A 25,226-nucleotide genomic window follows, 5' to 3' on the forward strand; every position below is an offset into this window, starting at 1 on the left:
GCTTTCTCACTGCGGATCCTGGCTGATCCGTGATCGGGTGGATGCCGTGGTCAAGTCGATTCAGGGAAAGGCGAGTTGCCGGGGGAGGGCGGGTTGTCAGGGGAGGGCGGTTCAGGAGCGCGGCTCCCCGAACAGATCGGGGAAGTAGTAGATGTCCGCGGTGACGGCGTCGAGCATCTCCCCGATGCGTCCCTCGCCGCGGCGGTCCAGCAGCTCGTCGTTGTGCCGCAGGGTGCGCCGGGAGAACGGCAGCGAGCCGGCGGACAGATAGCGGATCGCGCCCTCCCGGTCCCGGCCCGGGATGAGTTCCGAGCGGGCGTGGCGGCTCGCGCTGAACGGGATGTCCAGCGTGCCCTCGGCGAACGCGTCCACGATCGCCGCCTTCAGATCGCCGCCCCGGCCCAGCACCGGCGCCACCAGCTCGTCCACCTCCACCAGGATGCGTTCCCGCTCGGCCGCCACCCGCTGCTCGTCCACCGTCACGAAGTCGAGCAGCGGGGAGTTGGCGCGGTCGGCCAGCCGGATGCCCTCGGCGTTGGCCTCGGTGTCCGGGATGCCCGCGGCCTCCTGACGGGTCTTGGAGATCACCTTCCACGCCCCGCCGAGACGGGCCACGAGGGCGCCGTAGAGGATGAGGTCCTCCGCGTGGCCGCGCTGCCGCGGGAAGACCCCCATGAACTCGTGCAGCACCGGGGGCACCAGGACGTCCGGGCCGAGGTACCGGGCCGCCAGCTCGGGGATCGCGCGCAGCGCGGCGACGTCCTGGATCACCTGCCCGCCCTGCGGATAGGCGATCGACACGCAGCGGACGCCCGCCCGGACCGCGAGGACGGCCTCCAGGACGCTGACGGCCAGGCTGATGGACGGCGGCACCAGTACGGCGGTCAGCGTCCCGAACAGCTCCCGGTCGACCACCACCCCCAGCTCCGCCAGCTCACCGCACCGGCGGTCGACCTCCTCCCACGCCGCCAGCGAATCGGCCAGCGGAACCGCCTTGGAATAGGGCAGGTTGTAGGAGATGCCGCCGCCCTCGAACGAGGTGATGCCGGACGCCACGGCCGTCTCGAACAGCAGCCGGGCATCGGGCGAGCCGTGCCGCACCTCCAGGGGCGCGGCCACCGCCTCGTTGAGCTCCCGGCCGCGCCGCCAGCCATGGGTCACCAGCGGATATCCGTTGAGGTCCGCGGGGTCGTCCAGCAGCGCGCGCCGGGCCTGCCCGAACCGCAGCAGCCGGGTGTGCGAGTCGATGGTGAGGGTGAGGACATCGGGCGCCGCCCGCTCCTCCAGCGTCGTCAGCAGCCGCTTCATCTCCTCGTGCCCGCCCACCCCGCAGCGCGGCTGGACGGCGACCCGCCCCGACTCGTGCGCCCGCCGCAGCACCTGCGCCACGGTGGGCTTGCCCAGCCCCTCGATGTACGCCGCCGACTCCCGCAGCGGCGGCGGCACGGGTGCTCCGCCCGGCGGCAGGGTCCGCTTCACGCGGCACCCAGACCGTCGCCCCGGACCCGGCCGGCCGTGCGGGCGCGCTCGGCGCGCAGTTCGTCCAGGACGGCCGGCAGCAGCGCGGGATCGGTGACGATACGGTCCACGCCGAGCGCCAGCAGCCGCTCGGTCGCGGCCGCGTCCTTCGTGCTGCCGACCGACAGATTGCCGCCGAGGACCACCGGGCAGTGCACGGCCCCCGAGGCCCGCGCGGCGGGCAGCTCCCTGAGGTCCTCGTAGGCGTGCCCGTTCATGCTGCCGATGAGCACCGCCTCCGCCTCGGGATGCTCCCGGCACGCGGCGGCGAACTCCGCGACCGGGGTGCATGTCCCGAGGTTGACCACGTCGAAGCCCTGGGCCCGCAGGCCATGGGCGATCAAATGGTTGGCCACGGCATGGCTGTCACTCGCGGCCACGCCGAGGACGACCAGCCTGCGTCCGGATCCCGCGTCGGCGCGGTGCCCCCGGTGGGCGGGACCTGTCACGACTGCTCCTTCCATGGAGACGGTTCAGGGGGTACGACGTGTCACTTCGGCGGTACGACGACGGGGGCCGGACCCCTCAGATGAGCTGGCCCGTGCAGGCGTCGTCCAGGTAGGCCTGCTTGGCCGCGTCGTCGCGGGCGGACTGCAGGAAGCGCGACCAGCCGCGGCGCTCGTGCGAGGTGGCGTCCAGCTCCACGACCTCCTGGGTGGCGCGCAGGGTGCCCGGCGCGGCCTGGTAGGGGCCGTACCCCGACGCGTCGCGGGCGAAGATCGCCTGGCACATCTCGTTCTTGTTGCGCCACACGCACACGATCATGAAGTACTTGTCGTCGCACCGGTGGTTGAGGACGAAGCCCATCTCGCCCCGGAACTCCAGCCGCCCCGCGGCCGCCTCGGCCCGCAGGAAGGCGCGGGCCTCCTCGGTGACCTCGGGCGTGGCCTCCTGCTCCGGGGTGCGGATGTCGTACCACTTCAGCAGGGCGCCCGGCAGGCTCAGATGCTCGCCGGGGTGGATGCGCTTCTCGGCGTGCTGCCAGCCGGCGGGGTAGGCGGCCACCTCGGCCAGGTTCAGCACGGACGTCGTCTCAACGGACATCGTTTCAACTCCTCGACAAGGGACGGTCGTTGTTCGTATGAAGGGGGAAGAGTCAGTGGCCGCCGGTGGGCACCGGTGCCGCGTAGAGCCCGGTGCGCTCCAGCTCGCGCAGCCGCCGGTAGTCGGCCTCGACCTGCGCGGGGTCCGGCGCGCTGAGGTAGACGTAGCCGGGGGAGCTGTTCAGGTCCACGGTGGGGCGGACCGGCGAGCCCTCCGGCGCGGTCAGCACCAGCTCCACGAAGGACGGCAGCGCGCGCACCGGGGCCAGCCGCGCGGCGTCCGGCGCGACACCGTCGACCTGGCTGATCAGCGACACATAGCGCAGCGGGGTGCCGATCCGGTACCGCGGCAGGGTGCCGTCGGCCAGCTCGCCGGGCCGGGCGATCACCCGGGCGAGCAGGTCGATCTGATTGGTGCCCAGGCAGCGGGAGACCACCTCCGGGGTGTGCGCGCCGCCGGGCCGCGCCCCGCACTCCACGAGCACCGGCCCCTCGGCGGTCAGCATGACCTCGGTGTGCGCCGACCCGTTGCGGATCTCCAGCGCGTCCAGGACGGCCAGCGCGTAGGCGGCGACCCGGCGCACCCCCGGGTCGTCGGCCGGTACGGGCTCCTCGTAGTCGTACATCGGCACGGTCCCGGCGATCAGCGCCTTGTGATAGCGCCAGACCTCGACGACATGGTGCGCGCCGTCGCGGCTGACGGTGTTCACGAAGTACTCCTCGCCGTGCAGATACCGCTGGGCGAGCACCGTCGTATTGCGGGTGCCGTAGTGGTCGGTGGCCGCGATGACGGCCGCGAACGCCGTGTCCACCTGCTGCTCGTCGTGGCAGAAGTGGACCTGGTCGGTACCGGCGCTGGCCCGCGGCTTGAGCACCACGGGCCACTCGCCCCGCCGTCGTACCCACTCCCGCAGTTCGGGCAGCGAGCCGGTGACGAGCGAGTCCGCCGTGGCCAGGCCCGCCGCCGCCACGGCCCGGACCATCGCGTACTTGTCGCGGCGGGCGGTGGGCACGGACATGCCGTTGCCCGGGGTCCCGAGCGCGGCCGACAGCGCGTCGGCCAGCAGCACCCCGGACTCGGTGCCCGCGACGACGAAGTCCACGCCGAGCCCGCGCAGCGCCGCGGCGGTGGCCGACAGGTCGCCCGTGTGCACGACGTCCGCGCCGCTCTCGCTCCGGTCGTGGGCGAAGCTGGCGGACGGGGTGTCGGAGCGTACGACGACGCAGCCCAGGCCCTCGCGGCGCAGCGCGCCCGGGAGATGGGCGCCGATGCCGTCGGCGTCGACCACGGCGACCGTGCGGGGCCCGGTCATCCCCGGCCCACCTGCGGAATGCCGTCGGCCGCGTCGGCCAGCAGCGCCTCGTCGGGGCGGTCGTCGGCCAGCGTGCCCGCGAAGTACCGGTCGTAGGCGGCGAGATCGAAGTGGCCGTGGCCGGACAGGCCGAACAGGATGGTCCTGGCCGTGCCCTCCTCGCGGCAGCGCAGGGCCTCGTCCACGGCGACCCGGATGGCGTGCGTGGACTCCGGGGCGGGCACGATGCCCTCGGTGCGGGCGAACCGCACACCCGCCTCGAAGCACTCGGTCTGGGGCACCGCCCGCGCCTCCATCAGCCCGTCCTCCACACAGCGGCTGACCAGCGGGCCGATGCCATGGGCGCGCAGCCCGCCCGCGTGCACGGCCGGGGGCACGAAGCCATGGCCCAGGGTGTGCATCCGGAACAGCGGGCCGAGCCTGCCGGTGTCCGCGTAGTCGTAGGCGATGGTGCCCTGGGTGAGGGTCGGGCAGGCGGCCGGCTCCACGGCGATGACATGCACGTCCCGGCCGCCGCGCAGCCGCTCGCCGAGGAACGGGAAGGAGAGGCCGGCCAGATTGCTGCCGCCGCCGGAGCAGCCCACGACGATGTCGGGGTAGTCGCCGGCCAGCTCCATCTGCCGGATCGCCTCCTGGCCGATCACGGTCTGGTGCAGCAGCACATGGTTGGCCGCGCTGCCGAGCACATAGCCCAGGTCCGGGTCCTGGGCGAACGCCTCCAGCGCCTCCGAGGTGGCGATGCCGAGGCTGCCGGGGCAGTCCGGGTCGTCGGCCAGGATCTTGCGCCCGACCTCGGTCTCCGTGCTCGGGCTCGGTGTGCACCGGGCGCCGTAGGTCTCCATCAGGGCCCGGCGGTACGGCTTCTGCTCGAAGCTCACCTTGACCATGTAGACCTTGGCCGTCATCCCGAAGAAGGACGCGGCCAGCGCGGTGGCGCTGCCCCACTGCCCGGCACCGGTCTCGGTGACCAGTCCGGTCTTCCCGGCCAGCTTGTTGTAATACGCCTGCGGGATCGCGGTGTTGGGCTTGTGGCTGCCGGTCGGCGCGCCGCCCTCGTACTTGTAGTAGATACGCGCCGGAGTGCCCAGCGCGCGCTCCAGGCGGCGGGCGCGGAAGAGCGGGGAGGGCCGCCACAGCGCGTACAACTCCCTTACCGCGTCCGGGATCTCGATCTCCCGCTCGGTGCTCAGCTCCTGCTCGATGAGCGGCTCCGGCATCGTGTGCGCCATCTCCGCGCGGGTCAGCGGCTGATGGGTCTTCGGGTTGAGCGCGGGCGCCAGCGGGGCCCCGGGCAGATCCGCGGCCAGGTTGTACCAGGTCGTCGGAGCATCGTTCTCGCCGAGCGAGAAGCGCGTCCTGTCCATGCTGAAGGTCCTTTTCAGAGCGCCGCACCGGCCGCCTCGGCGGCCAGCGATCCGGGAGTGGTGGTGTGCGAGCCGGCGAACAGCCTGGGGTGCGCCGTCCTGATCCCCTCGTAGACGAGGTCGTAGGGAACGTCGTCGAACTCGCCGTGGACGTGCAGGAATTCCATGTGCCGGCGGTTCTGCTCGTCGTAGGGGTGGTACATGCTGTCGGCGCGCCCGTCGAACTCCAGCGGCTTGATGCCGTACAGCTTGCACAGCATCTTGTTGAACACCGGGGTGGCCTTGGTCCAGCGGCCGTCCAGCCGCACCACGGCCAGGCTGTGGAAGCGGAAGACGTCACCGCCGACCAGTTCGCGCAGCCGCGGGGAGGCGAGGTGGTTGCGGACATCGCCGTAGTAGACCCGGCTGGGCACGCCCACCGCGCGCACGGCCGCCGCGTACAGCGCGGACTTGTGCACACAGAAGCCGAAGCCATGGGCGAGGACGCCGCTCGCGCTGAGCCCGGTGCGGGTCAGGTCGGCGCCGTAGACCTCGTACGGGATCGCGTCGCGGACCGCGTAGTACAGCGCGACCGCGTTGCGCCGGGCCCGCTCGGCGTCGGGGTCGGCGCCTCCGCCGGTGAAGACGTCCGCGGCGGGCAGCACCTCGGCGACGAACGCCCGGACCGCCGCGGAGGTGTGGTCGAGGAACTCGGTCGGTGCCAGCGTCGGTTCCTGGCTCGCTGTCATGTCCGCCCCTTCTTCCTGGTCGTGGTGAGGGGACGGTCGAGCCCCATGAGTACGGCGAGACGCTCGCGCTGGATCTCCGAGGTGCCGGAGTAGATCGTGCCGCCCACGGCGTCCCGCAGCTCCTTCTCCAGGCCGTACTCGGTCGTGTAGCCGTAGCCGCCGAAGATCTGCACCGCGGCCAGCGCCGAACGGACGTTGGCCTCGCTGACGATCAGCTTGGTGGTGGCGATGTCGGCGGCCACGTCCTCGCGGTTCTGGGCCCGGCGCGCGGTGTCGTGGAGCCACTTGCGGGCGGTCTCCACATCGATGCGCAGATCCACGAGCTTGTGCGAGACGGCCTGGTGGGAGCCGATGTGGACGCCGAACTGCGTTCTGCTGCGGGCGTGTTCGACGCAGCGCTCCAGCCGTCTGCGCAGCTCGCCGGTGGTGACGGCGAAACCGCACAGGATCTCCCACTGCATGACGTGGTCGAAGACGAGGAATCCCGCGCCGACCCCGCCGAGCACATGGTCGCGGGGCACCCGGACGTCCTCCAGGAACACCTCCGCGAGCGGTGACGTCCGCAGTCCGAGCTTGCCCACCGGCTGCCCGACGCTCACGCCCGGGGTGTCCCGGCGCACCAGGAAGGCCGTCAGGCCCCCGATGTCACCGCTCTCGCCGGTGCGGGCGTACACCACGATCAGGTCGGCGAGCGGCCCGTTGCTGACGAACGCCTTGTTGCCGTTGAGCACGAAGGCGTCGCCGTCCCGGGCGGCGCTCGTCCGCATGGCGGTCATGTCGGAGCCGCCGCCGGGCTCCGTGACGGCATGCGCGCCGATCGTGGTTCCGGCGCAAATGCCGGGGAGGTAGCGGGACTTGAGTGCCGCCGAGCCGAACCGGTGCAGTGGGACGCCGGTGCTCACCAGATGGGTGGTGGCGGAGAAGGTCAGCCCGGTGTCGTGGCAGCCGTAGCCGAGTTCCTCCAGGACGGCGACCGTGGTCACCAGGTCCTGGCCCAGGCCGCCCCACTCGGTGCCGAACGGCAGCCCGAACAGGCCGACGTCGCACAGCCGTTTCCAGCCCTCGGTGTCGAACTCGCCGGCCGGGTCCCGCTCGATGTGGCCCTGCCCGGCGGACCGGGCCACCTCGCGGATGGCGCGCAGCAGTTCGCGCTGCTCGTCGCTGTCGGGCATCTCAGTAGTGGGAGAAGCCGTCGGCGCCGAGGTCATGCCGTTCGTCGCCGCGCAGCGGCGGGTTGAAGACGCTGATCAGCACCATGTCGCCGGCCGGGTCGGCGATCAGGAAGTGGGCGTCGTGCCGGTCGAGCGCGTAGAGCATGCCGGGCCTGATGTCCTCGCCCACGCTGCCGTCGGCGGTCTCCACCCGGCCGGAGCCCGAGATGCAGTAGCAGGCCTCCAGATGGCGGCTGTACTCCAGCTTCGACTTGGTGCCCGCCCGTACGACGGTGTGGCAGACGGTGAACCCCATCCGGTCGTTCTCCACGACCATGCGGTAGCTGAGGCCGTTGCCCCACTCGACCGGCTCGATGGCTCTCTTGTCACGAATGAACATGTCGCGAACCCCCGTTCGTCTCGGATCAGTTGGCTGGGATGGATGACGTGCCGAGGGCCCGGCGGTGCCGGTCGATCAGCTCCACGATCGCCGCCACCGAACGGAAGTCGTCGGGGGTGACGTCGAGTTCGTCGAAGGGAACGTCGTAGTGGTTGCCGAGCCAGGCGATGAGCCGCAGCAACTGAAGGCTGGACACCACCCCGTTGCGCAGCAGGTCGTAGGAGTCCTCCAGCTCCTCGGGGGGAGTACCGGGCAGGTACTCGTCCACGATGTGCCGGGTGATCTCTTGGTTCAGACTCATGTCAGGTGCTCCTGGAGACGGCGACGGTCCACCTTTCCGGTCGGCCCCACGGGCAGCGGACCGGCCATGAGATGGAAGCGGCTGGGAATCGCCACCCGGTTCAGGCGGGCGGCGCAGAGGGTGCGCAGCTGGAGTCCGGTCACCTCGGCGCCGCTGGTGCGCACGAAGGCGTGCAGGGCGACCCCGGCGTCCGGATCGGGGAGGGCGACGACCGCCGCCTCGGCGACCTCGGGCCGGTCGGTGAGGACCCGCTCGACCTCCTCCACATTGACGCGGACACCGCGCACCTTGACCTGGAAGTCGGTCCGGCCGACCAGCCGGATCCGGCCGTCCGCGCCGCGCTCGACGAGGTCGCCGGTGCGGTACCAGGTACGGCCGTCGCGTTCCCGGAACCGGTCCGGGGCCGCGGGTTCGGCCAGATACCCGGGTGTCTGGAACGGTGTGGAGACGAGGAGTTCGCCGCTGCCGGGCCCGGTGACCTCGCGCTCCCCGTCGAGTACGGCGATCAGGGTGCCCCGCACCGGCTCGCCCAGCGGCAGCATCTCGCCGTCCGCCGCCTCGGCGGCCCCGAAGCCGTGGACCATGCTGTCGTTGGTCTCGGTGCAGCCGTAGACGTTGTGCAGCCGGGCGTGCGGAAACAGCTCGGGCAGCTGCCTTCGGATCTGCCGGGGCACATGGTCGCCGGTCAGCAGCACATGCCGGACGGCGTCCCCGCGCAGCCGCGCACCCGACTCGGCGAGCAGCCGGAACAGCAGCGGCACACCCTGCACGACATGGGGCCGGCCGAGGCGCACCCAGCGGGCCAGATACGCGGGTTCGGCGGCCCGCGCCGGGTCCACCAGGAGCACCCGGCCGCCATGGCGCAGGGTGGCCCAGATGTCCAGCAGACACAGGTCGAAGTTGAGCGGCGCGTAGTTGAGGACCCGGCTGTCCGCGTCCAGACCGAGGAACTCGCCCGCCCACGCGGTGAAGGCGTCGAGCGCCCCGGCGGTCAGCGGGACGAGCTTGGGCACCCCGGTGGAGCCGGAGGTGGTCAGCACCAGCCGGGTCCCCTCGGGCACCGCCGGGCCGCTCTCCGCCCCGTCCGGCAGGGCCGTCCAGGCGAGCCGGTCCCCGTCCACGGTGGCCAGTGCCTGTGCTCCGGCGCGCCGGACCAGCGTGGCGGTGGTGTCCTCGCCGAGGTCGGGGGAGAGCAGCAGCAGCGGGCGGCCGGCCGACAGACAGGCCAGGATCAGGGCGATCGAGGCGGGCGTCTTGGCGGCGACCAGCGCGAGCGGACGGTGACCGCACGACCCGCGACCCCCGGCGAACATCGCGTCGAGCGTCCGCCCGGTGCGTTCGGCCAGCGCGGCCAGTTCCCCGTAGCTGACGTCCGCGTCCTCCCCGGGCATTTCGGCCAGCGCCACCGCGGCCGGGCGCAGCCGTGCGGCGGCGAGGATATCGCTCGCGAGTGTTCCCGACACAGGTCCCCCGGTCCGTTGGATGGCGATGCGGTGACGGTCGGTTTCGGCCATCGGTCACCGTCGCCGAGGAGTCTGCGTCCCCGTCCTGCGCCCCGTCTTCGGTCCGGCGGCGGGGCCGCACCTGTACTCCGGGCCGGGGCGCCGCGGCCATGAGCTGGACCTGGATCCGAAGACGCCGCACCGGTGGGCGCGCAGACTCGGTCGGGTGCGTCGAGGTGGGAAAGATATTGCCGAGTGACCGCCCTCACGGCCGGAGAATCTTCCGCCAAAGGCCCTTCGGATGCGTAACCTTGCTGCGCCGAACCGCTTTTGAAGGACGGAGAAGTCTCATGCCCCCTATGGCCCCCGGTGCGTCCTCGACGGCGGGCGACCGCCGTGGACCGCTGCTCGTCGGCATCGTCAACATCACCGAGGACTCGTTCTCCGACGGCGGCCGCTACCTGGACGCCGAGGCCGCACTGCGGCAGGCGCTGCGGCTGCGGGCGGAGGGGGCGGACATCGTCGAACTCGGGCCCGCCGCGAGCAATCCGGACTCCGCGCGGGTACCGGCCGAGCAGGAGTGCGCGCGCCTCGCGCCGGTCCTGGACCGGCTGGCCGCCGAGGACATCCCGTGCTCGGTCGACTCGTTCCTGCCCGAGACCCAGAGCTTCGCGCTCGCCCGCCAGGTCGCCTACCTGAACGACATCCAGGGCTTCCCGCACCCGGAGACCTACGGGGAGCTGGCGGCGGCGCGCTGCGGGCTCGTGGTCATGCACTCGGTGCAGCGCCTCGGGCCCGCCACCCGGGTACCGACCGACCCGGCCGAAGTCTGGGACGGGATCCTGGAGTTCTTCGCCGAGCGGCTGACCGCCCTGCGGGACGCGGGGATCGACCGGGACCGGCTCGTCGTGGATCCCGGGCTCGGCTACTTCCTCGGCAGCAACCCCGAGACGTCCTTCGCCGTGCTCGGCGCAGTCCGGTCGCTGAAGGAGGAGTTCGGGCTGCCGGTCATGATCTCGGCCTCGCGCAAGTCGTTCCTGCGCTCCGTGACCGGCCGCGCGATCACCGAGAGCGGACCCGCGACACTGGCCGCCGAGATCCACGCGGCCCTCGACGGCGCCGACTACATCCGCACCCATGACGTCGGCGCCCTGCACGACGCCCTGACCGTCCTGCGGGCGGTCACCGAACAGGCCACGGTGCTGTCCGGGCGATGAGCATCCAGGGACAGGTCCAGGTGACGCGCACACTCCTCATCGACAACTACGACTCCTTCACCTACAACCTCCATCAGCTGCTGACGGAGGTGAACGGCCGGGAGCCGCTGGTCGTCCGCAACGACGCCGACTGGTCCGCGCTCGACGCACGGGACTTCGACAACGTCGTGATCTCCCCGGGCCCCGGCCGGCCCGAACGGCACGAGGACTTCGGCATCGGCTCCCGGGCGATCCTGGAGTGGGACCTGCCGGTCCTCGGGGTCTGCCTGGGCCACCAGGGCATCTGCCAACTGCTGGGTGCCGAGGTGCGGCACGCGCCCGAGCCCCGGCACGGCCGCCTCTCCCTGGTCACCCACACCGGCCGCGACCTCTTCGCCGGACTGCCCTCGCCGTTCGGTGTGGTGCGCTACCACTCGCTCGCCGTCACCGCGCTGCCCGAGGAACTGGAGGCGCTGGCCTGGTCGGAGGACGGCGTCCTGATGGGGGTCCGCCATCGCAGCAGGCCGCTGTGGGGGGTCCAGTTCCATCCGGAGTCCGTCAGCACGCAGTACGGCCATGAGCTGCTCGCCAACTTCCGCGACCTCACGCACGCATGGCACCGCCGCGCGCTCGGCCCGGCTCCGGACGATGCCCCGGCGCCGGACGACGCCCCGCCGTACCGGCTGCATGTCCGCCGCCTGCCCTGGGCGCCGGACCCGGAGGCCGCCTACGAGGAGGTCTTCGCCGCCGCCCGGCACAGCTTCTGGCTGGACAGCGGCAGCGCACCGCGGCAGGGGCGCTTCTCCGTCATGGGCGACGGCGCCGGTCCGCTCGGCGAGTACGTCACCTACCGGGCCGCGGAACAGGTCGTCCGGGTGGAGCCGGGCGGGCGGCGGATCCGGAGCACCTTCCTGGAGTACCTCGACACGGAACTGGGCGCCCGCCGCGTCGACGGCGGCACCGACCTGCCCTTCGGATTCCGGCTCGGGTACGTCGGCTATCTCGGCTACGAACTCAAGGCGGACTCGGGCGCGTTGACCACCCACCGCGCCGAAACCCCAGACGCGGCCCTGGTCTTCGCCGACCGGGCGCTGGTGATCGACCACGCCGAGCGCACCTGCTTTCTGCTGCGGCTCAGCCGGCACCAGGACGATCCGGAGGTCACCGCCTGGCTGGAGACGGTGGGCGAGCGGCTGCGCGCACTGCCACGAACGCCCGCGCCCTCCGCAGGCGTTGAGGTGGCGGACACGGCCCCCGTACCGGTCGAACTGCGCCACAGCAGGGACGCCTACCTCCGCATGGTCGGGGAGTGCCTGGAGGAACTGCGCCAGGGGGAGTCGTACGAGATCTGCCTGTCCAACACGGCGGTCGCCGAGATGGGCATCGACCCGCTGACCACCTACTCCGCCCTCAGGCGCGTCAGCCCGGTCCCCTACGGGGCGCTGCTCGACTTCCCGGGCGTGGCCGTGCTCAGCGCCTCACCGGAGCAGTTCCTGGCCGTCGCCCCGGGCGGAGCCGTCACCTCGAAGCCGATCAAGGGCACCAGGGCGCGCGGTGCCACCGAGACGGAGGACAGGCGGCTGCGGGACTCCCTGAGCGGCAGTGAGAAGGACCGTGCCGAGAACCTGATGATCGTGGACCTCGTCCGCAACGACCTCGGCATCGTCTGCCGCCCCGGCTCGGTCCACGTACCGGTGCTGTGCGGGGTGGAGACCTTCCCGCAGGTCCACCATCTCGTCTCCACCGTCCGCGGCACCCTGCGCGAGGGACGCTCGACGGTCGACTGCGTACGGGCGGCCTTTCCGCCCGGCTCCATGACCGGCGCGCCCAAACTGCGCACCATGGAGATCATCGACCGCCTCGAACAGGGCCCGCGCGGCGTGTACGCGGGGGCGATCGGCTGGTTCTCCCTGGGCGGCGGCTGCGAACTCAGCGTCGTCAACCGCACCATCGTGGCCACACCCGGCTCCGTCCGCTACGGCGTCGGCGGTGCCGTCGTCGCCCTGTCCGACCCGGTGGAGGAGTTCGCCGAGACCATGGTGAAGGCCCGTGCGATGGCGACGGCGCTCACCCTGAGCCGCCCGGAACCGCGCCGCGCCCTCACCCCGATGTGCCGGAAGTAGGCGGCGAGCGGAACCACGCGGTGCCGGCCCGCGCCGGAAGCGGGCGGCGCGGCGGGCGGTGGCGGTGTCCCCGTACGGCGAGCAGTGAAGGAGCTTCTCGGATGAAGAGCCCAGCGGCCGACCGGGACACCGGTCTGCTCTCCCCGGTACGGGCCGGAACACCCGTCGAGCGCGCGGTCAGCGACCAGGCCTGGCTCCAGGCCATGCTGGACACCGAGGCCGCGCTGGCCCGCGCGCAGGCCCGGCTCGGGGCGGTGCCCGAGCAGGCCGCGGCGGCCATCACCGCCGCGGCCAGGGCGGAGAGCGTCAACCCCCGGGACATCGCGGTCCGCGCCCGGGGAAGCGCCGACACCGTCGCCGAGCTGATCGGGGCGTTCACCCGGGTCGTCGCCAAACTGGACCCGGACGCGGCGCCGTACGTGCATCGCGGGGCGACGAGCCAGGACATCCTCGCCACCGCGGCGATGCTGGTGTGCGGGCGCGCCCTGCCGCTGGTACGGCGGGACCTGCAACGGGTGCGGACCGCCCTGCCCGGCCGCCGGGGCTGGGCGCTCGACGGACAGCGGGCGGTGGCGGAGGCGGACGGACGGCTCGCCCTGCTGGCCGGGGACGCGCTGACCGTCGTACTGCACGGCGCGGACGGCGCCCTGAGCGCGGCCTTCGCCGCGGAGACCGGACTGACGGCCGCGGCCGCCGGAGCGCACACCGAACCCGCGGGCTCGCTCCCCGAGGTCGGGCGGGCCCTGACCCGCACGGTCCGCGCCCTGGCCGAACTGGCCACCGCCGTCGACGCGTTCGCGGCAGCGGGGACCGGCTCCGCCCTGGCCGGCTTCCGCGCGCGGACGAGCGGACCCGCGGAGCTGATCCATGGCGCCGCGCTCCAAGTCCCCGCGCTCTGCACCATCCTGGAGCCACCGCCTTCCACGTCGGGTGCCCGGTACGCCGTATGGCAGCCGCTCCGGGAGGCGATCCGGCTGACCGGCGGCGCGGCCCACACGGCGGCCCGGCTCACCGAGGACCTGGCCGCGACGCCCCCGACCACCACCCCGGCGCGGGCCTCCACCCGGTGATCAGCCCCGCTCCCGCAGCAGGTCGCCGATCGCGGAGATCCCGGCGGTGACGGCGCGTTCCCCGACATTGCCGAACCCGAGCACGAGCCGGGGCGGCGCGGTCGCCTGCGAGGTACGGCAGGTACTCATCCCGTACAGGCCGACCGAGCGGGCGCGGGCGGCGGCCACGAGATCCCGTTCGTCCGCCGTCTCCCGCAGCTGGGCGACCGCGTGGAAGCCGGCGGCGAGACCGCTCACGGCGATGCCCGGGGCGTGCTCCGCGAGCGCGGCCAGCAGGGCGGTGCGCCGGGCCGCGTAGGTGCCGCGCATCCGGCGCAGATGCCGGTCGAAGCGGCCCGACTCGATCAGCCTGGCGAGGGCGAGCTGATCGAGGACGGGCGAGCCGCGGTCGCTGATGTGCTTGACCGACACCAGGGCGTCCGCGAGCGCCGGCGGGCACAGCAGCCAGCCGATGCGCAGCGCCGGTGCCAGGGACTTGCTGACGGTGCTTATCGAGACGACCCGGTCCGCGGCGAGCCCCTGGAGGGCGCCGACCGGCTCCCGGTCGTAGCGGAACTCGGCGTCGTAGTCGTCCTCGATGACCACCGCGTCGTGTGCGGCCGCCCACGCGATCAGCGCCAGCCGCCGCTCGGGTCCGAGCACCACCCCGGTCGGCCACTGGTGCGCCGGGGTGACGACGACCGCCCGCGCCCCGCTCGCCGTCAACTCGCCCACGTCGATGCCCTGTTCGTCCACCGGCACGGGCACCGCCGCGAGGCCCGCCGCGGCCGCCGCCGCCCGGACCGAGGCGGGCGAACCGGGATCCTCGTACGCGACGCGACGCACCCCGCTGCGGGCGAGCGCGGCCAGGGTCAGGGACAGGCCCTGGGCGTACCCCGAGCAGATGACGATGTGCTCGGGGTCGGCCGCCGCCGCGCGTACCCGGCGCGCGTACCCGGCGACCACCTCGCGCAGCACCGCGCTGCCCCGGGGATCGCCGTAGTCCAGCTCGGCCACCGGCATCCGGCGCGCCGCCTCCCGCACCGCCCACAGCCAGTCCGGCATCGGAAACGCGCCCAAGTCGGGTACGCCCCACCGGAAATCGGCCAGCAGCGGCGGCCGTCCGGCGGGCCGTCGCGGCACCGGCGGCGCGGCCGGCGGGCACGCACCGGCGGCCACCCGGGTGCCCGAACCCACCCGCGCCACCAGATACCCCTCGGCGAGCAGTTGCGCATACGCGTCCTGGACCAGGCCCCTGGACAGGCCGAGCGCGCCCGCGAGTTCGCGCGAGGGCGGCAGCCGCTCGCCCACCCGCAGCCGGCCGGTGCGGATCGCCTCGCGGACCTGCCGTTCCAGCTGGGACCGCAGGGGCTCGTCGCGGTCGCGGTCGATCGCGAAGAGCAGGTCCGACGACGCATTGGACCACTGGGAAGACATGGAATTGGAGCTTACCGGTGAGCTGATCGCTCCCTAGGGTGCGACCATGACCACCACTGATCCGCGGAATTCCCCGCCGCCCACGACCGGGCCCAAGGACCGGCCCCCGCTGGTGTCGCGTCCGCTGCTGCTGCGCTTCGTCAGCGTGTTCGGCGCCTCGGCGAGCTTCTACCTGCTGCTGTCGGTCGTCCCGCTCTACGCCAAGCACTCCGGGGCCGGCGGCAACGGCGCCGGAGCGACCACGGGCGCCCTGATGCTGGCCACGGTCGCCGGCGAGATCGTGGCACCCCGCTTCATCGAACGCTTCGGCCACCGGGTCACCCTGGGCGCGGGCCTGCTGCTGATGGGCGTGCCGTCGCTGGCGCTGACGATGTTCTCCGGCGTCGCCTGGATCACGGTGGTCTGCCTGCTGCGCGGCGCGGGCTTCGCCCTGACCGTCGTCGCGGGCGGGGCGCTCACCGCCTCCTTCATACCCTCCGAACGCCGGGGCGAGGGGCTGGCGTTGGTCGGCATCGTCTCGGGCGTGCCCTCGCTGCTGGGGCTGCCGCTCGGCGTCTGGCTGGTCTCCGAGGTGGGGTACGCGCCGGTCGGCGTGGCCGCCGGGGTGTGCGCGCTGGCCCCGATCCTGTCCATACCCGGGCTGCCGGAGAAGGAGTACATCGCCGGACGGCGGATCGGCATCCTGGACGGCATCCGCGACCGCGCGATAGCCCGGCCCGCGGTCCTCTTCGCGGTCACGGCGCTGGCCGCCGGGATCGTGGTGACCTTCCTGCCGCTCGCCGTGCCCTCGGCGTCCACGGGCCTGGTGGCCGTGGCCCTGTTCGTACAGCCCGCCGGAGCGGCCGTGGCCCGCCTGGTGGCCGGCCGTCTGGGCGACCGCAAGGGCTCCTCCCGGCTGGTCTTCCCGGGACTCCTGGTGTCCGCCGCCGGCATGTTCATCACCGCGTACACCAGCAGTGCCGTCGCGGTCGTCGTCGGCGTCGCCGTCTTCGGCATCGGCTTCGGCATCGCCCAGAACTCCACGATCACCCTGATGTACTCCCGCGTCCCCGCCTCCGGCTACGGCACCGTGAGCGCCCTGTGGAACATCGCCTACGACGCCGGAATGGGCATCGGCGCCGTCTGCTTCGGCGTCCTCGCCCAACAGGTCGGCTACCCCTGGGGCTTCGTCTGCACCGCCGCCCTCATCGTCGTCGCCCTCCCGTCGGCATGGCGGGACCGGCCGGGGGCGCGGGGACGGGAGGCCGAGGAGGCGGCGGTTTGAGGCCGGCGGGCGCTTTCTCCTGATGGACGGGTAGAGGCCGAGACCCGGCCGCGGGGTCGGGGCCGGCGTTGGTGCCGGGTCGGACGCGGCGTCGCGGGCCGGTCGGTCGTCCGGCGCCCGCATGAACTCTCGTCCCCGGCGGGGCGGTGCCGGGACGAGGTCCCGCCGGACCGGAAGCTCGCCGCACGGGCGATACGGCACGGGCGATACGGCGCGCGGGACCGACGCGCGGGGGCCGGTGCGGCGCGGAGCCGTCGCGGACGGCCTCGCGGGCGATGCCGCCGAGGCCGTACAGACCGCGGTTGCCCCGGTCCGGCGCCCTTCGCCGCCGCGATCCGGCCGAAGCCGCGGGATGCTCGCCGTAGCGGCGGCCGAGAGCGCGGCGGTCAGCCGCCGCCCGGGGACGGACGGTCCGGGGACGGACGCTCCCCGCCTCCTTGCCCCGGCCCCGCGGAGAGCCGTTCGTGCTCGTCCTCCCAGACCCTCAGCAGGACTTGGGGGTCGGCGCCGCAGGTGCGCGCGTACAGGAGGATGAAGCGGCGGGGCGGGAAGCGGGTGCCGCCGAGGACTCTGGCGAGGTAGTCGACGCCGACTCCGGTCCGGTGCGCCAGGATCTCGTGCTGGATGCCCGCTTGCCGGCGCACTCGTTCGAGAACGACACCGATGTGCGTGGGACCCGTCAGCGGGCGGTTGCGTGTATCGGACATTGCTGGGCTCCGCTGGGCTCTGGGGACGTGCTGGTTCATGCCTGGAGCTCGGTCAGGGGAGGTGTTCGGACTGGTGCGGGAATGACGCTAGGCGCGGAAAGGCGTCACATCTTCCTTTTTCTCCACCCGGATCCGGCGCAGTGCCTCGGCAACGCCTGTTCAGCGGCCTTCAGTTGCACTCGACCGCTTGCCCGCCGTTCGATTCACCTGACGGGTCCATGGACCGGCGGACTTTATCGATCATCCCTGCTGAAAGGCTTACTTGGGCCGCCACGCGGTAAACGCGCCGCAGCCCGCGTGCGAATGGACGGCGCCGACGCGCCACCCCGGCCGCGCCGCGATCCGGCGGTGCGATGAACCGGTGGTCCGACGGCTGCACTTGCATGCGCGGGCAAGGGTTGAATCGAGACATTGTTGCCTTAAGCACGCATACATCACCGGCTCCGGGGCGATCCTGACCTGGCCGGGTGAGATGCAATTGCATCTCGACGACGGGGTGTTCGTTCACCGCGGGAGGAAGTTCGGTGCGGAAGTCGATGTATGTGTCACGGCAGGACGCGGACGACGCCGGAGTGATGTGGCGCAAGAGTTCGCACAGTTATCCGGAAGGGGAGTGCGTCGAAGTCGCACAGCCGTCGGGTGCGCAGGTGCTCTTCGACGACTCGAAGGTCCGTAAGGGCCGAGTGGTGGAGGTCTCCACGGCCGCCGCGGTCGCCTTCGTGACCGCCGTGCGCCGCGGTGACATCTGAGGCGACGACCACCGCCGGGCGTGCCGTCCGCGACAGCGGACGACGCGCCCGGCCGTGAAAGAGACTTGATGCTCCGTCAAAGAAATCGAGCAGCTCTGGACAGCGCCGGTGACCGGCCAGTATGCATAGGGACAATGCAAGTGCATTCCGTCTCCGGCGGGGACGGATGATCAGCGGATACCTGGGGGTGTGCCGTGGCGGAACAGCCTGTGCCTGCACAAGGACAGGGCGGTACGAACACGGACTTGGGGCAGGACAGGGCCCACAGTGCACGCATGTACGACTACTACCTCGGCGGGAAGACGAATTACGTCGTGGACCGGGAGGCCGCCGAGGAAGTGATCCGGGTCTTCCCGGCGATCGAGACCGTCGCGAAGGTCAACCGGGCCTATATGCACCGGGCCGTCCGCTATCTCGCCGAGCAGGGGATCCGGCAGTTCATCGACGTGGGGACCGGCATTCCCACCTCGCCCAACCTCCACGACGTGGCACAGGAGGTCGCCCCGGACTGCCGGGTCGTCTACGTCGACAACGACCCGATCGTCCTCGTCTACGCCGACGAACTCCTCGACGGAACCCCGCAGGGGCGGACGGCCTATGTCCAGGCCAACGCGACCGAGCCGGACGAAGTCTGGGCCGCCGTACGGGAACGGAACATCCTCGACCCCGAACTCCCGGTCGCCCTCAGCCTGCACGCCCTGATGCACTTCGTCACGGACTCCCAGGAGCCGTACGAGATCGTCAGGAGGCTTCTGGAACCGCTGCCGCCCGGCTCGTACTTGAGCCTGAGCCACTGCACCGGGGAGTTCGACCCCGAAGCCTGGCAGGCCATCATCGACACCTACGCGGAGGCCGGCACCTCCGTCCAGGTGCGCGGCCGGACGGAGGTGCGGCGCTTCTTCGACGGGCTCGAACTGGTCGACCCGGGCGTGGTCCTCGCCCATCAGTGGCATCCGCGGCTCGGCAGCGGACCCGGTGTCCTCAGTGAGCGACAGGTGTCCCTCTACACCGGAGTCGCCCGCAAACCGTGACCGACGCGGCGCGAGCGCACATCAAGGGGCCTGGAACTTCCGGTACATGCGCGCCAGATCATTGAGCTTGCGCCGCGCCGCGTCCGGACCCAGCCCCTTGAAGCGCAGTTCGTCGAAGACGACCTCACGGTGGTCCACCAGATCCTCGTCCTGGATGAACAGAACGCCGTCCAGGTTCTCCGCGTAGGCGACCTTGGGCACCCGGCCCTCGAAGTCGAAGATCGTCGTGGTGCCCAGCTCGACCGGCAGATCGTAGTGATGCGCCGGATCGACCAGCCGCAGCTGGTAGTTGCGCCGCTCGGACAGACCGGCCAGATGCTCCATCTGGTCGGCCATGATCTCCGGGGAGCCCACCCGATTGAGCAGCGCGGCGGTGTGGACCACGATGATCAGCTTCTTGCCCGGCGCGGCCTCGAACCGCGCCCGGCGCTCCTTGCGCAGCCCCAGCAGCGCGTCATGGGTGCCGCGCTCACCGCGGCCACGTCTGATCAGGGCCTCGGCGTACGCCGGCGTCTGCGCCAGTCCGTGCAGCAGATCGCTGCTGTACGCCTTGATGCGCGTCGCCATGTCCTCGAAGCTGATCACGGCCTGGAGGTACGGCTGCGCCACGGCCGACCATTCCTGCCACCATGTCGGCTGGTTGGCGATCTCGGCGAGTTCGAGGAGGACGGCCTGTTCTTTCTCGCTGCTGATCTCGTACACCACGAAGAGCCGCAGCAGGTCCTTCTCCTTGAAGTGGTGCATGCCGCTCTCGATCCGGCTGAGCTTCGAGGAGGAGCAGCCCATCCGGCGTGCCACCTCCTCCTGCTTCAGCCCGAGACGGTGACGGCGGCTCCGCAGCGCGTGCCCGAGCAGCATCCGGGGCGCGGACGGAACGGCCTCGTCCCTGAGGTAGCGCACGGTGCCCCGGCGCCCCGACCCGTCCCTGCCGCTCCCGCTCCCGACCGGCTCCGGGAGCCCTGCTATGCGCCTGATCAACGTGCCCTCCTCGCCTCTGCCCCTGGGACTGCCCGCGCCCCCGCCCCGCGGAGCCCCATAGTGTGCACAGCCTCGCGCCGCACGGCGTCCGAATCACCGGAAAACCCGTATCGGCACGGATGTCCACCGGCGTACGGCCCCTCGCGGACACCTCACCAGGAGAAGACGAGGACGCCTCAGGGGTCAACGTAGCGACCCCTGGCGGGAGTTGGCGCACGGGATGGGGAGGCGGCCGATATTCGCGGGAGACCGGTGGGGATCCGGCTTCACCGGCCGCTCCCGGAAACCGACAGGACGGTGTACGTGAAGCCGCTGCGGCGCTCGAAGTCCTCGGCGTGCCGGCGCAGGTCTTCGAGGCCGGCCGCCAAGGACATGCCCCCCGCGAGCCGCACGAATACCGTGTGCCGCGCGGTGGGTTCCGTCAGGCCGCGGACCGGGCGCGCGCCCCGTCCGCCCGGAGGCGGCGGTTCCGGGCCCGCCGGAAGAGCACCGTGCCCGCCGCGGCGGCGAGGAAGACACCGCCCGCGGTCCAGGCGACCACGGCGGTGCGGGACGTCCCGGCGGAGCGGCCCGCCGCCTGGTCCGTGGAGCAGGACTTTCCGGATGCGGCGGGGGCGACGCGCAGGCGGGCCCATCGCCTGTCCGGACCGCTCTGACCGGCATCGTGCCGGTAGACGACGTAAAGGCCGGGCGCGGCACCGCACTTGAGGGTGGCGGTGGCGGTCAGAACGGCTCGGGCACCCCGCAGGACGGGGTGGTCGGCGAACGCGCGGGAGGTGAGGCTGATGTCCCCGTCCGCGCCTTCGTCGTCGTTGTCGGTGACGGTGATACGGCTGCCGGCCCGGAAGGTCCGCACATCCCATTCCGACTGGGGCCACGTGGAATCCGGAGCCCAGCGCTCCGCCAGCTTCGGCGCGGGCAGCCGCTTCACCTTGTCCCGGCAGGCACGGCGCGCGTCCTCGTCGACCGGCTGGACGCGTACCCGCGCCCAGCGGAAGGGGTGTTCGTCCGGGCCCACGTCCCCGGCGCCGCGCCGTATGACCGGCCGAGTGCCGGGCCGGGCGTCGCAGGCGATGGTGACGGTGGTGGTCAGCAGCGGATCCATCATGCGCAGCCTGCCCGTCGCCAGGAACACGGACGCGTGCATGGTGTCGCCGTACGAGGCCTCGCCGGAGCGGGCGTCGACCGTCAGCGTGTCGCCGGGCCGCACCGATGCGAGGCCGCCGTACGTGAGCGACGGCGTCGACGGCGCGGCCGACGCCGGCCCGGCCGCGAGCAGGGGCAGCAGGAGGGGGAGGGCCGCCCACGCGGCCCCGCGGAATCTGTCCATCGCCTGTGCCCTGCCTGTCTTTCGACGTCTGTCTTTCAACGCCGTGTCAGGCGGCGCCGCCGGTCGGTATGCTGATCCTCTTCATGGCGAACGCATGTGCGATATATGCGATTTCAACGGTCCGGTATCGCGCACCGTTCGGCTTCCTCCAAGACGGAAAGACACCTTGGTGCGTTCCAGCTACAGATGGGTTCCGGTCCTCGCGCTCGGACTGGGCGCGGGCATGTTCGGTGCCGCCCCGGCCTCCTCGACGGAGGCCGCCAGGGCCACGGCCCCCGCGGCCGTCCCGAACGGGCCCGGTCTCGTCGGCGAGGAGCAGTACTGGACGGCGGACCGCATGAAGAACGCGGTCCCCGCCGACGGGCCCTCGGCCCCGGCCGCCCCGCGGCACGGCCTCGGCGCACAGCGGGTCGCGGGCCACGGCTCACCGCCGTCCGGCACGCCCGCGCCCCAGCACTTCCCGGGCCACCCGATGGTCGGCACCTTCTTCTTCGACGGCAAGCCGCTCGGCGGCGACACCTACTGCACGGGCAGCGTCGTGCACACGGCCGCCAAGGACATCGTGCTGACCGCCGGACACTGCGGCATCGGGCTGAGCAAGGCCACGCACCGGGTCTTCGTGCCGCAGTACCGCAGCGGCAAGAGCGCCGCGCAGCAGCCGTTCGGCGTGTTCCCGGTCCTCCAGGTCTACACGGACCCCCGCTACACGTCGAACACCAAGTCGGCGGCCTCCGACCTCGATCTGTCCTTCGCCCAGGTCGACGCCAATGGCCGCGGGAAGGTCGAGGACGTCACGGGCGCCCTCACCTTCACCCCCACGAGCGGCTACAACCACAAGGTCACCGTCATCGGCTATCCCGGCTCCGGGAGCGTCAACCCCGGCCATCTGCCGGTCCGTTGCCCCGTCACCACCTCCCAGCTGCCCGGGTTCCGGCAGATGCGCATGACCTGCAAGGGCTTCTACGGCGGTGTCTCCGGCGGCCCCTGGATCGAGGGCTACGACAGCGCCACGGGCAAGGGCAGGGTCATCGGCAACACCGGCGGATACAACGGCGGCGGCAACGACGCCGACGACGACTGGGTGACGTACGCGCCGGTCTACGGCAAGGACGCCCAGAACCTCTTCCAACACGCCGCCGCACACCAGCAGTTGGGCAAGAACCCGCCCTACGCGGGGACGACGGACCCCTGGCTGCCCGGATCGGCGAGCACCTGGAAGAACGCCGCGCTGATGGCCTCCGGTGACTTCCGGGGGACCGGCCACAGCGACCTGATCGTGGTCTGGACCGACGGCGAGGTCACGCTGTACCCCGGCGACGGACACGGCGGCTACGGCACCGAGCGGCGGCTGATGGCGCCCAACAGCACCTGGAAGAACGCCAGGACCATCACGGCGGGCGACTTCACCGGGTCCGATCAGTTCGACCTGCTGGTCCGCTGGGCGGACGGCGAGGTCACCCTGTACGGCGACGTCGGCTCCAAGGGGCTGAACCGGGCCGGCACCCGGATGATCAAACCCAACGCCACCTGGAAGAACGCCACCCAGATCAGCGCCGGCCGCTTCGGCACCACGCGATACGTCACCGACCTGATCGTGCGCTGGGCCGACGGCGGGCTCACCCTGTACACCAACGTCGGCGCCGGCACCTTCGGGCAGCAGCACCGGCTCAAGGCGCCCAACGGCACCTGGAAGAAGGCCACCCTCCTCACCAGCGGGGAGTTCTCCGGCGGCCAGAAGTGGGACCTCATGGTCCGCTGGACCGACGGCGAACTCGACGGCTACCCCGGCACCGGCACATCCGGCCTCGGCCCCGAGCGGCGCGTCCAGAACCCCAGCGGGCGGTGGACCCAGGTCGCCACCATGACGACCGGCGACTTCACCGAGAACGGCCGCACCGACGACCTCCTGGTCCGGCGCTCCGACGGCGAGACCACGATGTACACCGACACATCGGGCAGCAGTCTGGGCAAGGAGCACATGCTCGTCGCCCCGACCTCCTGACGGTCCGCAAGGGCGGCCTGTGCGGCCGCTGTCGGGCTCGCTCACCCGGGCCCGGCCCGGTCGGCGCACGCCTACGCGGCGGTGCGCTGTGACGCGGACAGCCAGGCGCGATAGCGGCGCAGTGCCCGCCGCTGCCTGCGCTGTTCGGAGACGAGGGCGAACGCCGGATGGGTGCGGGGCGTGGGGCGGCCGCCGCGGGCGAGGCGGCGCAGCTGGTGGCGGACCTGTGCCATGCCCGCGGCCGCGGCGAGCGCCTTGTCGGACCAGGTCACCGGCCGCAGTCGCGCGTCGGCCTCACGGCCCCGGCGCCAGCGCTCGGGAAGGTCCGGCGTGACGGCGAGGGCCGTGCCCATCCCGACGAGCGCCACCCCGCTGTCGAGGACCCGCTCCGCGGTGTCGCGCCGGGTGATGCCGCCGGTGAGCATCAGCGGCAGCGGGCTGCTCGTGACCAGGTCCTTCGCCAGGTCGAGGAAGTACGCCTCGCGGGCCTGGGTGCGCGCGTCCGCGGGGCGGCCCGACATCGCCGGGCTCTCGTAGCTGCCGCCGGACAGCTCCACCAGGTCGACGCCGAGCGGTGCGAGCATCTCGATCACCCGGCGCGCGTCGTCGGCGTCGAACCCGCCGCGCTGGAAGTCGGCCGAGTTGAGCTTCACCGCGACCGCGAAGGACGGGGAGACGGCGGCACGGACCGCGCGGACGACGTCCAGCAGCATCCGGGCCCGGTTCTCCAGCGATCCGCCCCACTGGTCGGTGCGCCTGTTGACCAGCGGGGACAGGAACTGCGACAGCAGATAGCCGTGCGCGGCGTGCACCTCCACACCGTCGAAGCCCGCCTGCTCGGCACGCCGGGCGGTGAGCGCGTACCGGTTCACGGTGGCCCGGATCTGCTCGGGCGTCATGGCGACGGGCCGCCCGAACCGGCCGCTGTGCCTGCCCAGGTCGACGCCGACCGCGGAGGGGCCCCAGACGACTCCGGGCATGTCGGATCCGATCTGGCGGCCGGGGTGATTGATCTGCATCCAGATCGCTCCGCCGCCGGACCGGCCCGCCTCGGCCCATTCGGCGAACGGCTCCAGCGGCGCGGCGTCGTCGAGCACCACTCCGGCCGGACCGGTCAGCGCCTCGGCATGGACCATGACGTTGCCGGTGATCAGCAGCCCGGCGCCGCCGGCGGCCCAGCGCCGGTAGAGCGCGAACAGCTCCTTGCCGGGGAGCTGGCCGTCGTCGGCCATGTTCTCCTCCATGGCCGCCTTGGCGATCCGGTTGTCCAGTACGTTCCCGGAGCGCAGGGACAAGGGCGAGAACAGCTCGCTGGTCATCCGGGTTCTCCTCTCGATCTCGGTCGCTTACGATGTATGCAGCGTTCACATTAGGTCGACGATGTAAGCGCTGTAAACATGAGGGAGTGTGACCCATGTCGCAAGCGAGCGGCACGTACCACCACGGCGATCTGCGCGCCGCCTGTCTGCGGGCCGCGCGGGAACTGCTGGAGGAGGACGGCACCGCCGGGCTCTCCCTGCGGGCGGTGGCGCGGCGAGCCGGCGTCTCGGCGGCGGCTCCCTACCGTCACTTCGCGGACCGCGACGCGCTGGTGTCCGCGGTCGCCGCGCAGGGCTACCGCGAACTCGCCGGGCATCTGGCCGCGGCGCACCCCTCGCCCACGACCCCTGATGAACTCGCGGCGGTCGCCGTCGCCTACGTCCGCTTCGCGCTGGACCGCCCGGCGCTGTTCCGGGTGATGTTCGCGGAGCCCTGCGATCCCGGCAACGAGGAACGGGTCGGCGCGACCACCGCCATCTCGGAATACGTCCACGGCATCGTCCGCGGCGCCTTCCCCGGCGCCGATCCGGACGTGCTGTCCACCACGGTGTGGGCCCTGGTCCACGGCCTGGCGTTCCTGCACCTCGACGGCAAGCTCGACGCGTCCACTCCCGAGGCGGTCGCCGACCGGGTGAGCGCCGCGGTGCGCGCGCTGTTCACCGCGGCGGCGGGGGTGGCGGCCACGTAAGGGGGTAGCGGCGGGTCGCGTGGCAGTGGCGAGGTCGGGGTCGGGGTCGGGGCCGGTCGGGGGCGGGGTCGTACAACCGTCCGTTCCGCTGG

Annotated in this window: 23 protein-coding genes; 8 read left to right on the top strand and 15 right to left on the bottom strand. The window is 72.3% G+C overall.

The genetic code is table 11. The features are described from left to right. Window positions 1-111 precede the first annotated feature (111 nt). The 10 genes from AB0N90_RS00410 to AB0N90_RS00455 all read right to left on the bottom strand — a co-directional run bounded on the left by AB0N90_RS00410 (window position 112) and on the right by AB0N90_RS00455 (window position 9,281). The gene (locus AB0N90_RS00410) at window positions 112-1,479 is read right to left on the bottom strand and encodes a methylaspartate mutase (protein ID WP_365192052.1); all 1,368 of its coding nucleotides are present in this window, start codon (window positions 1,477-1,479) and stop codon (window positions 112-114) included. Then, window positions 1,476-1,967 carry a cobalamin-dependent protein gene (locus AB0N90_RS00415; protein WP_365192053.1) on the bottom strand — a complete coding sequence of 164 codons (492 nt, stop codon included), beginning with the start codon at window positions 1,965-1,967 and terminating at the stop codon, window positions 1,476-1,478. Before AB0N90_RS00415 ends, AB0N90_RS00410 begins: the two co-directional genes overlap by 4 nt. Before the next feature lie 76 nt (window positions 1,968-2,043). Further along, entirely contained in the window at window positions 2,044-2,562 is a 519-nt protein-coding gene (locus AB0N90_RS00420) for a hypothetical protein (RefSeq protein ID WP_365192054.1), read from the bottom strand. 52 nt (window positions 2,563-2,614) lie between these two features. Further along, window positions 2,615-3,874 (bottom strand): ATP-grasp domain-containing protein, encoded by a 1,260-nt coding sequence (locus tag AB0N90_RS00425; protein WP_365192055.1) that lies wholly within the window; start codon window positions 3,872-3,874, stop codon window positions 2,615-2,617. Beyond that, window positions 3,871-5,238 carry a TrpB-like pyridoxal phosphate-dependent enzyme gene (locus AB0N90_RS00430; protein ID WP_365192056.1) on the bottom strand — a complete coding sequence of 456 codons (1,368 nt, stop codon included), beginning with the start codon at window positions 5,236-5,238 and terminating at the stop codon, window positions 3,871-3,873. The genes AB0N90_RS00425 and AB0N90_RS00430 overlap by 4 nt, the downstream gene beginning before the upstream one ends. Before the next feature lie 14 nt (window positions 5,239-5,252). After that, window positions 5,253-5,966: a transglutaminase-like domain-containing protein gene (locus AB0N90_RS00435; protein ID WP_365192057.1), complete on the bottom strand. Its 714-nt coding sequence runs from the start codon at window positions 5,964-5,966 to the stop codon at window positions 5,253-5,255. Further along, a complete protein-coding gene (locus AB0N90_RS00440; protein WP_365192058.1) occupies window positions 5,963-7,138 on the bottom strand; it encodes an acyl-CoA dehydrogenase family protein in 1,176 nt (391 codons plus the stop codon). Before AB0N90_RS00440 ends, AB0N90_RS00435 begins: the two co-directional genes overlap by 4 nt. 1 nt (window position 7,139) lies before the next feature. After that, window positions 7,140-7,517 carry an ectoine synthase gene (locus AB0N90_RS00445; protein WP_365192059.1) on the bottom strand — a complete coding sequence of 126 codons (378 nt, stop codon included), beginning with the start codon at window positions 7,515-7,517 and terminating at the stop codon, window positions 7,140-7,142. Between the two features lie 25 nt (window positions 7,518-7,542). Next, entirely contained in the window at window positions 7,543-7,818 is a 276-nt protein-coding gene (locus AB0N90_RS00450) for an acyl carrier protein (protein ID WP_365192060.1), read from the bottom strand. Next, entirely contained in the window at window positions 7,815-9,281 is a 1,467-nt protein-coding gene (locus tag AB0N90_RS00455) for an AMP-binding protein (RefSeq protein WP_365192061.1), read from the bottom strand. Before AB0N90_RS00455 ends, AB0N90_RS00450 begins: the two co-directional genes overlap by 4 nt. A gap of 338 nt (window positions 9,282-9,619) precedes the next feature. Between AB0N90_RS00455 and folP the strand changes: the two genes are divergently transcribed. The 3 genes from folP to AB0N90_RS00470 all read left to right on the top strand — a co-directional run bounded on the left by folP (window position 9,620) and on the right by AB0N90_RS00470 (window position 13,649). Continuing rightward, the gene (gene folP, locus AB0N90_RS00460; RefSeq protein ID WP_365192758.1) at window positions 9,620-10,477 is read left to right on the top strand and encodes a dihydropteroate synthase; all 858 of its coding nucleotides are present in this window, start codon (window positions 9,620-9,622) and stop codon (window positions 10,475-10,477) included. Continuing rightward, window positions 10,474-12,579, top strand: coding sequence for an aminodeoxychorismate synthase component I (gene pabB, locus AB0N90_RS00465; protein ID WP_365192062.1), 2,106 nt, complete (start codon window positions 10,474-10,476; stop codon window positions 12,577-12,579). The genes folP and pabB overlap by 4 nt, the downstream gene beginning before the upstream one ends. A 101-nt stretch (window positions 12,580-12,680) precedes the next feature. Then, window positions 12,681-13,649 carry a lyase family protein gene (locus AB0N90_RS00470; protein WP_365192063.1) on the top strand — a complete coding sequence of 323 codons (969 nt, stop codon included), beginning with the start codon at window positions 12,681-12,683 and terminating at the stop codon, window positions 13,647-13,649. Here the strand turns inward: AB0N90_RS00470 and AB0N90_RS00475 are convergent, their stop codons facing one another. Further along, a complete protein-coding gene (locus tag AB0N90_RS00475) occupies window positions 13,650-15,065 on the bottom strand; it encodes a PLP-dependent aminotransferase family protein (protein WP_365192064.1) in 1,416 nt (471 codons plus the stop codon). 46 nt (window positions 15,066-15,111) lie between these two features. Here AB0N90_RS00475 and AB0N90_RS00480 point away from each other — a divergent pair, with 46 nt between their 5' ends. Further along, entirely contained in the window at window positions 15,112-16,329 is a 1,218-nt protein-coding gene (locus AB0N90_RS00480; protein WP_365192065.1) for an MFS transporter, read from the top strand. 386 nt (window positions 16,330-16,715) lie between these two features. Here the strand turns inward: AB0N90_RS00480 and AB0N90_RS00485 are convergent, their stop codons facing one another. Next, window positions 16,716-17,036, bottom strand: coding sequence for a helix-turn-helix transcriptional regulator (locus AB0N90_RS00485; protein ID WP_365192066.1), 321 nt, complete (start codon window positions 17,034-17,036; stop codon window positions 16,716-16,718). 524 nt (window positions 17,037-17,560) lie between these two features. Between AB0N90_RS00485 and AB0N90_RS00490 the strand changes: the two genes are divergently transcribed. Next, window positions 17,561-17,785, top strand: coding sequence for a DUF397 domain-containing protein (locus AB0N90_RS00490; protein WP_365192067.1), 225 nt, complete (start codon window positions 17,561-17,563; stop codon window positions 17,783-17,785). 245 nt (window positions 17,786-18,030) lie between these two features. Beyond that, entirely contained in the window at window positions 18,031-18,816 is a 786-nt protein-coding gene (locus AB0N90_RS00495; protein WP_361669459.1) for an SAM-dependent methyltransferase, read from the top strand. Window positions 18,817-18,837: 21 nt separating this feature from the next. Here AB0N90_RS00495 and AB0N90_RS00500 read toward each other — a convergent pair whose 3' ends face one another. Both AB0N90_RS00500 and AB0N90_RS00505 read right to left on the bottom strand, forming a co-directional pair. Then, a complete protein-coding gene (locus AB0N90_RS00500) occupies window positions 18,838-19,716 on the bottom strand; it encodes a helix-turn-helix transcriptional regulator (protein ID WP_361669462.1) in 879 nt (292 codons plus the stop codon). A 499-nt stretch (window positions 19,717-20,215) separates the two neighbouring features. Further along, on the bottom strand, window positions 20,216-21,124 hold the full coding sequence (locus AB0N90_RS00505; RefSeq protein ID WP_365192068.1) for a hypothetical protein: 909 nt from the start codon (window positions 21,122-21,124) through the stop codon (window positions 20,216-20,218). 169 nt (window positions 21,125-21,293) lie between these two features. Here AB0N90_RS00505 and AB0N90_RS00510 point away from each other — a divergent pair, with 169 nt between their 5' ends. Next, a complete protein-coding gene (locus AB0N90_RS00510) occupies window positions 21,294-23,126 on the top strand; it encodes a trypsin-like serine protease (RefSeq protein WP_365192760.1) in 1,833 nt (610 codons plus the stop codon). Between the two features lie 71 nt (window positions 23,127-23,197). Here the strand turns inward: AB0N90_RS00510 and AB0N90_RS00515 are convergent, their stop codons facing one another. After that, window positions 23,198-24,445, bottom strand: a complete 1,248-nt coding sequence (locus AB0N90_RS00515) for an NADH:flavin oxidoreductase/NADH oxidase family protein (RefSeq protein ID WP_365192069.1) — start codon at window positions 24,443-24,445, stop codon at window positions 23,198-23,200. A 95-nt stretch (window positions 24,446-24,540) separates the two neighbouring features. Between AB0N90_RS00515 and AB0N90_RS00520 the strand changes: the two genes are divergently transcribed. Continuing rightward, complete coding sequence (locus AB0N90_RS00520; RefSeq protein ID WP_365192070.1) at window positions 24,541-25,134, top strand: TetR/AcrR family transcriptional regulator; 594 nt, start codon at window positions 24,541-24,543, stop codon at window positions 25,132-25,134. The last annotated feature ends 92 nt before the right edge of the window (window positions 25,135-25,226 follow it).

The organism is Streptomyces sp. NPDC093018 (assembly GCF_040684035.1).
Lineage (GTDB): Bacteria > Actinomycetota > Actinomycetes > Streptomycetales > Streptomycetaceae > Streptomyces > Streptomyces murinus.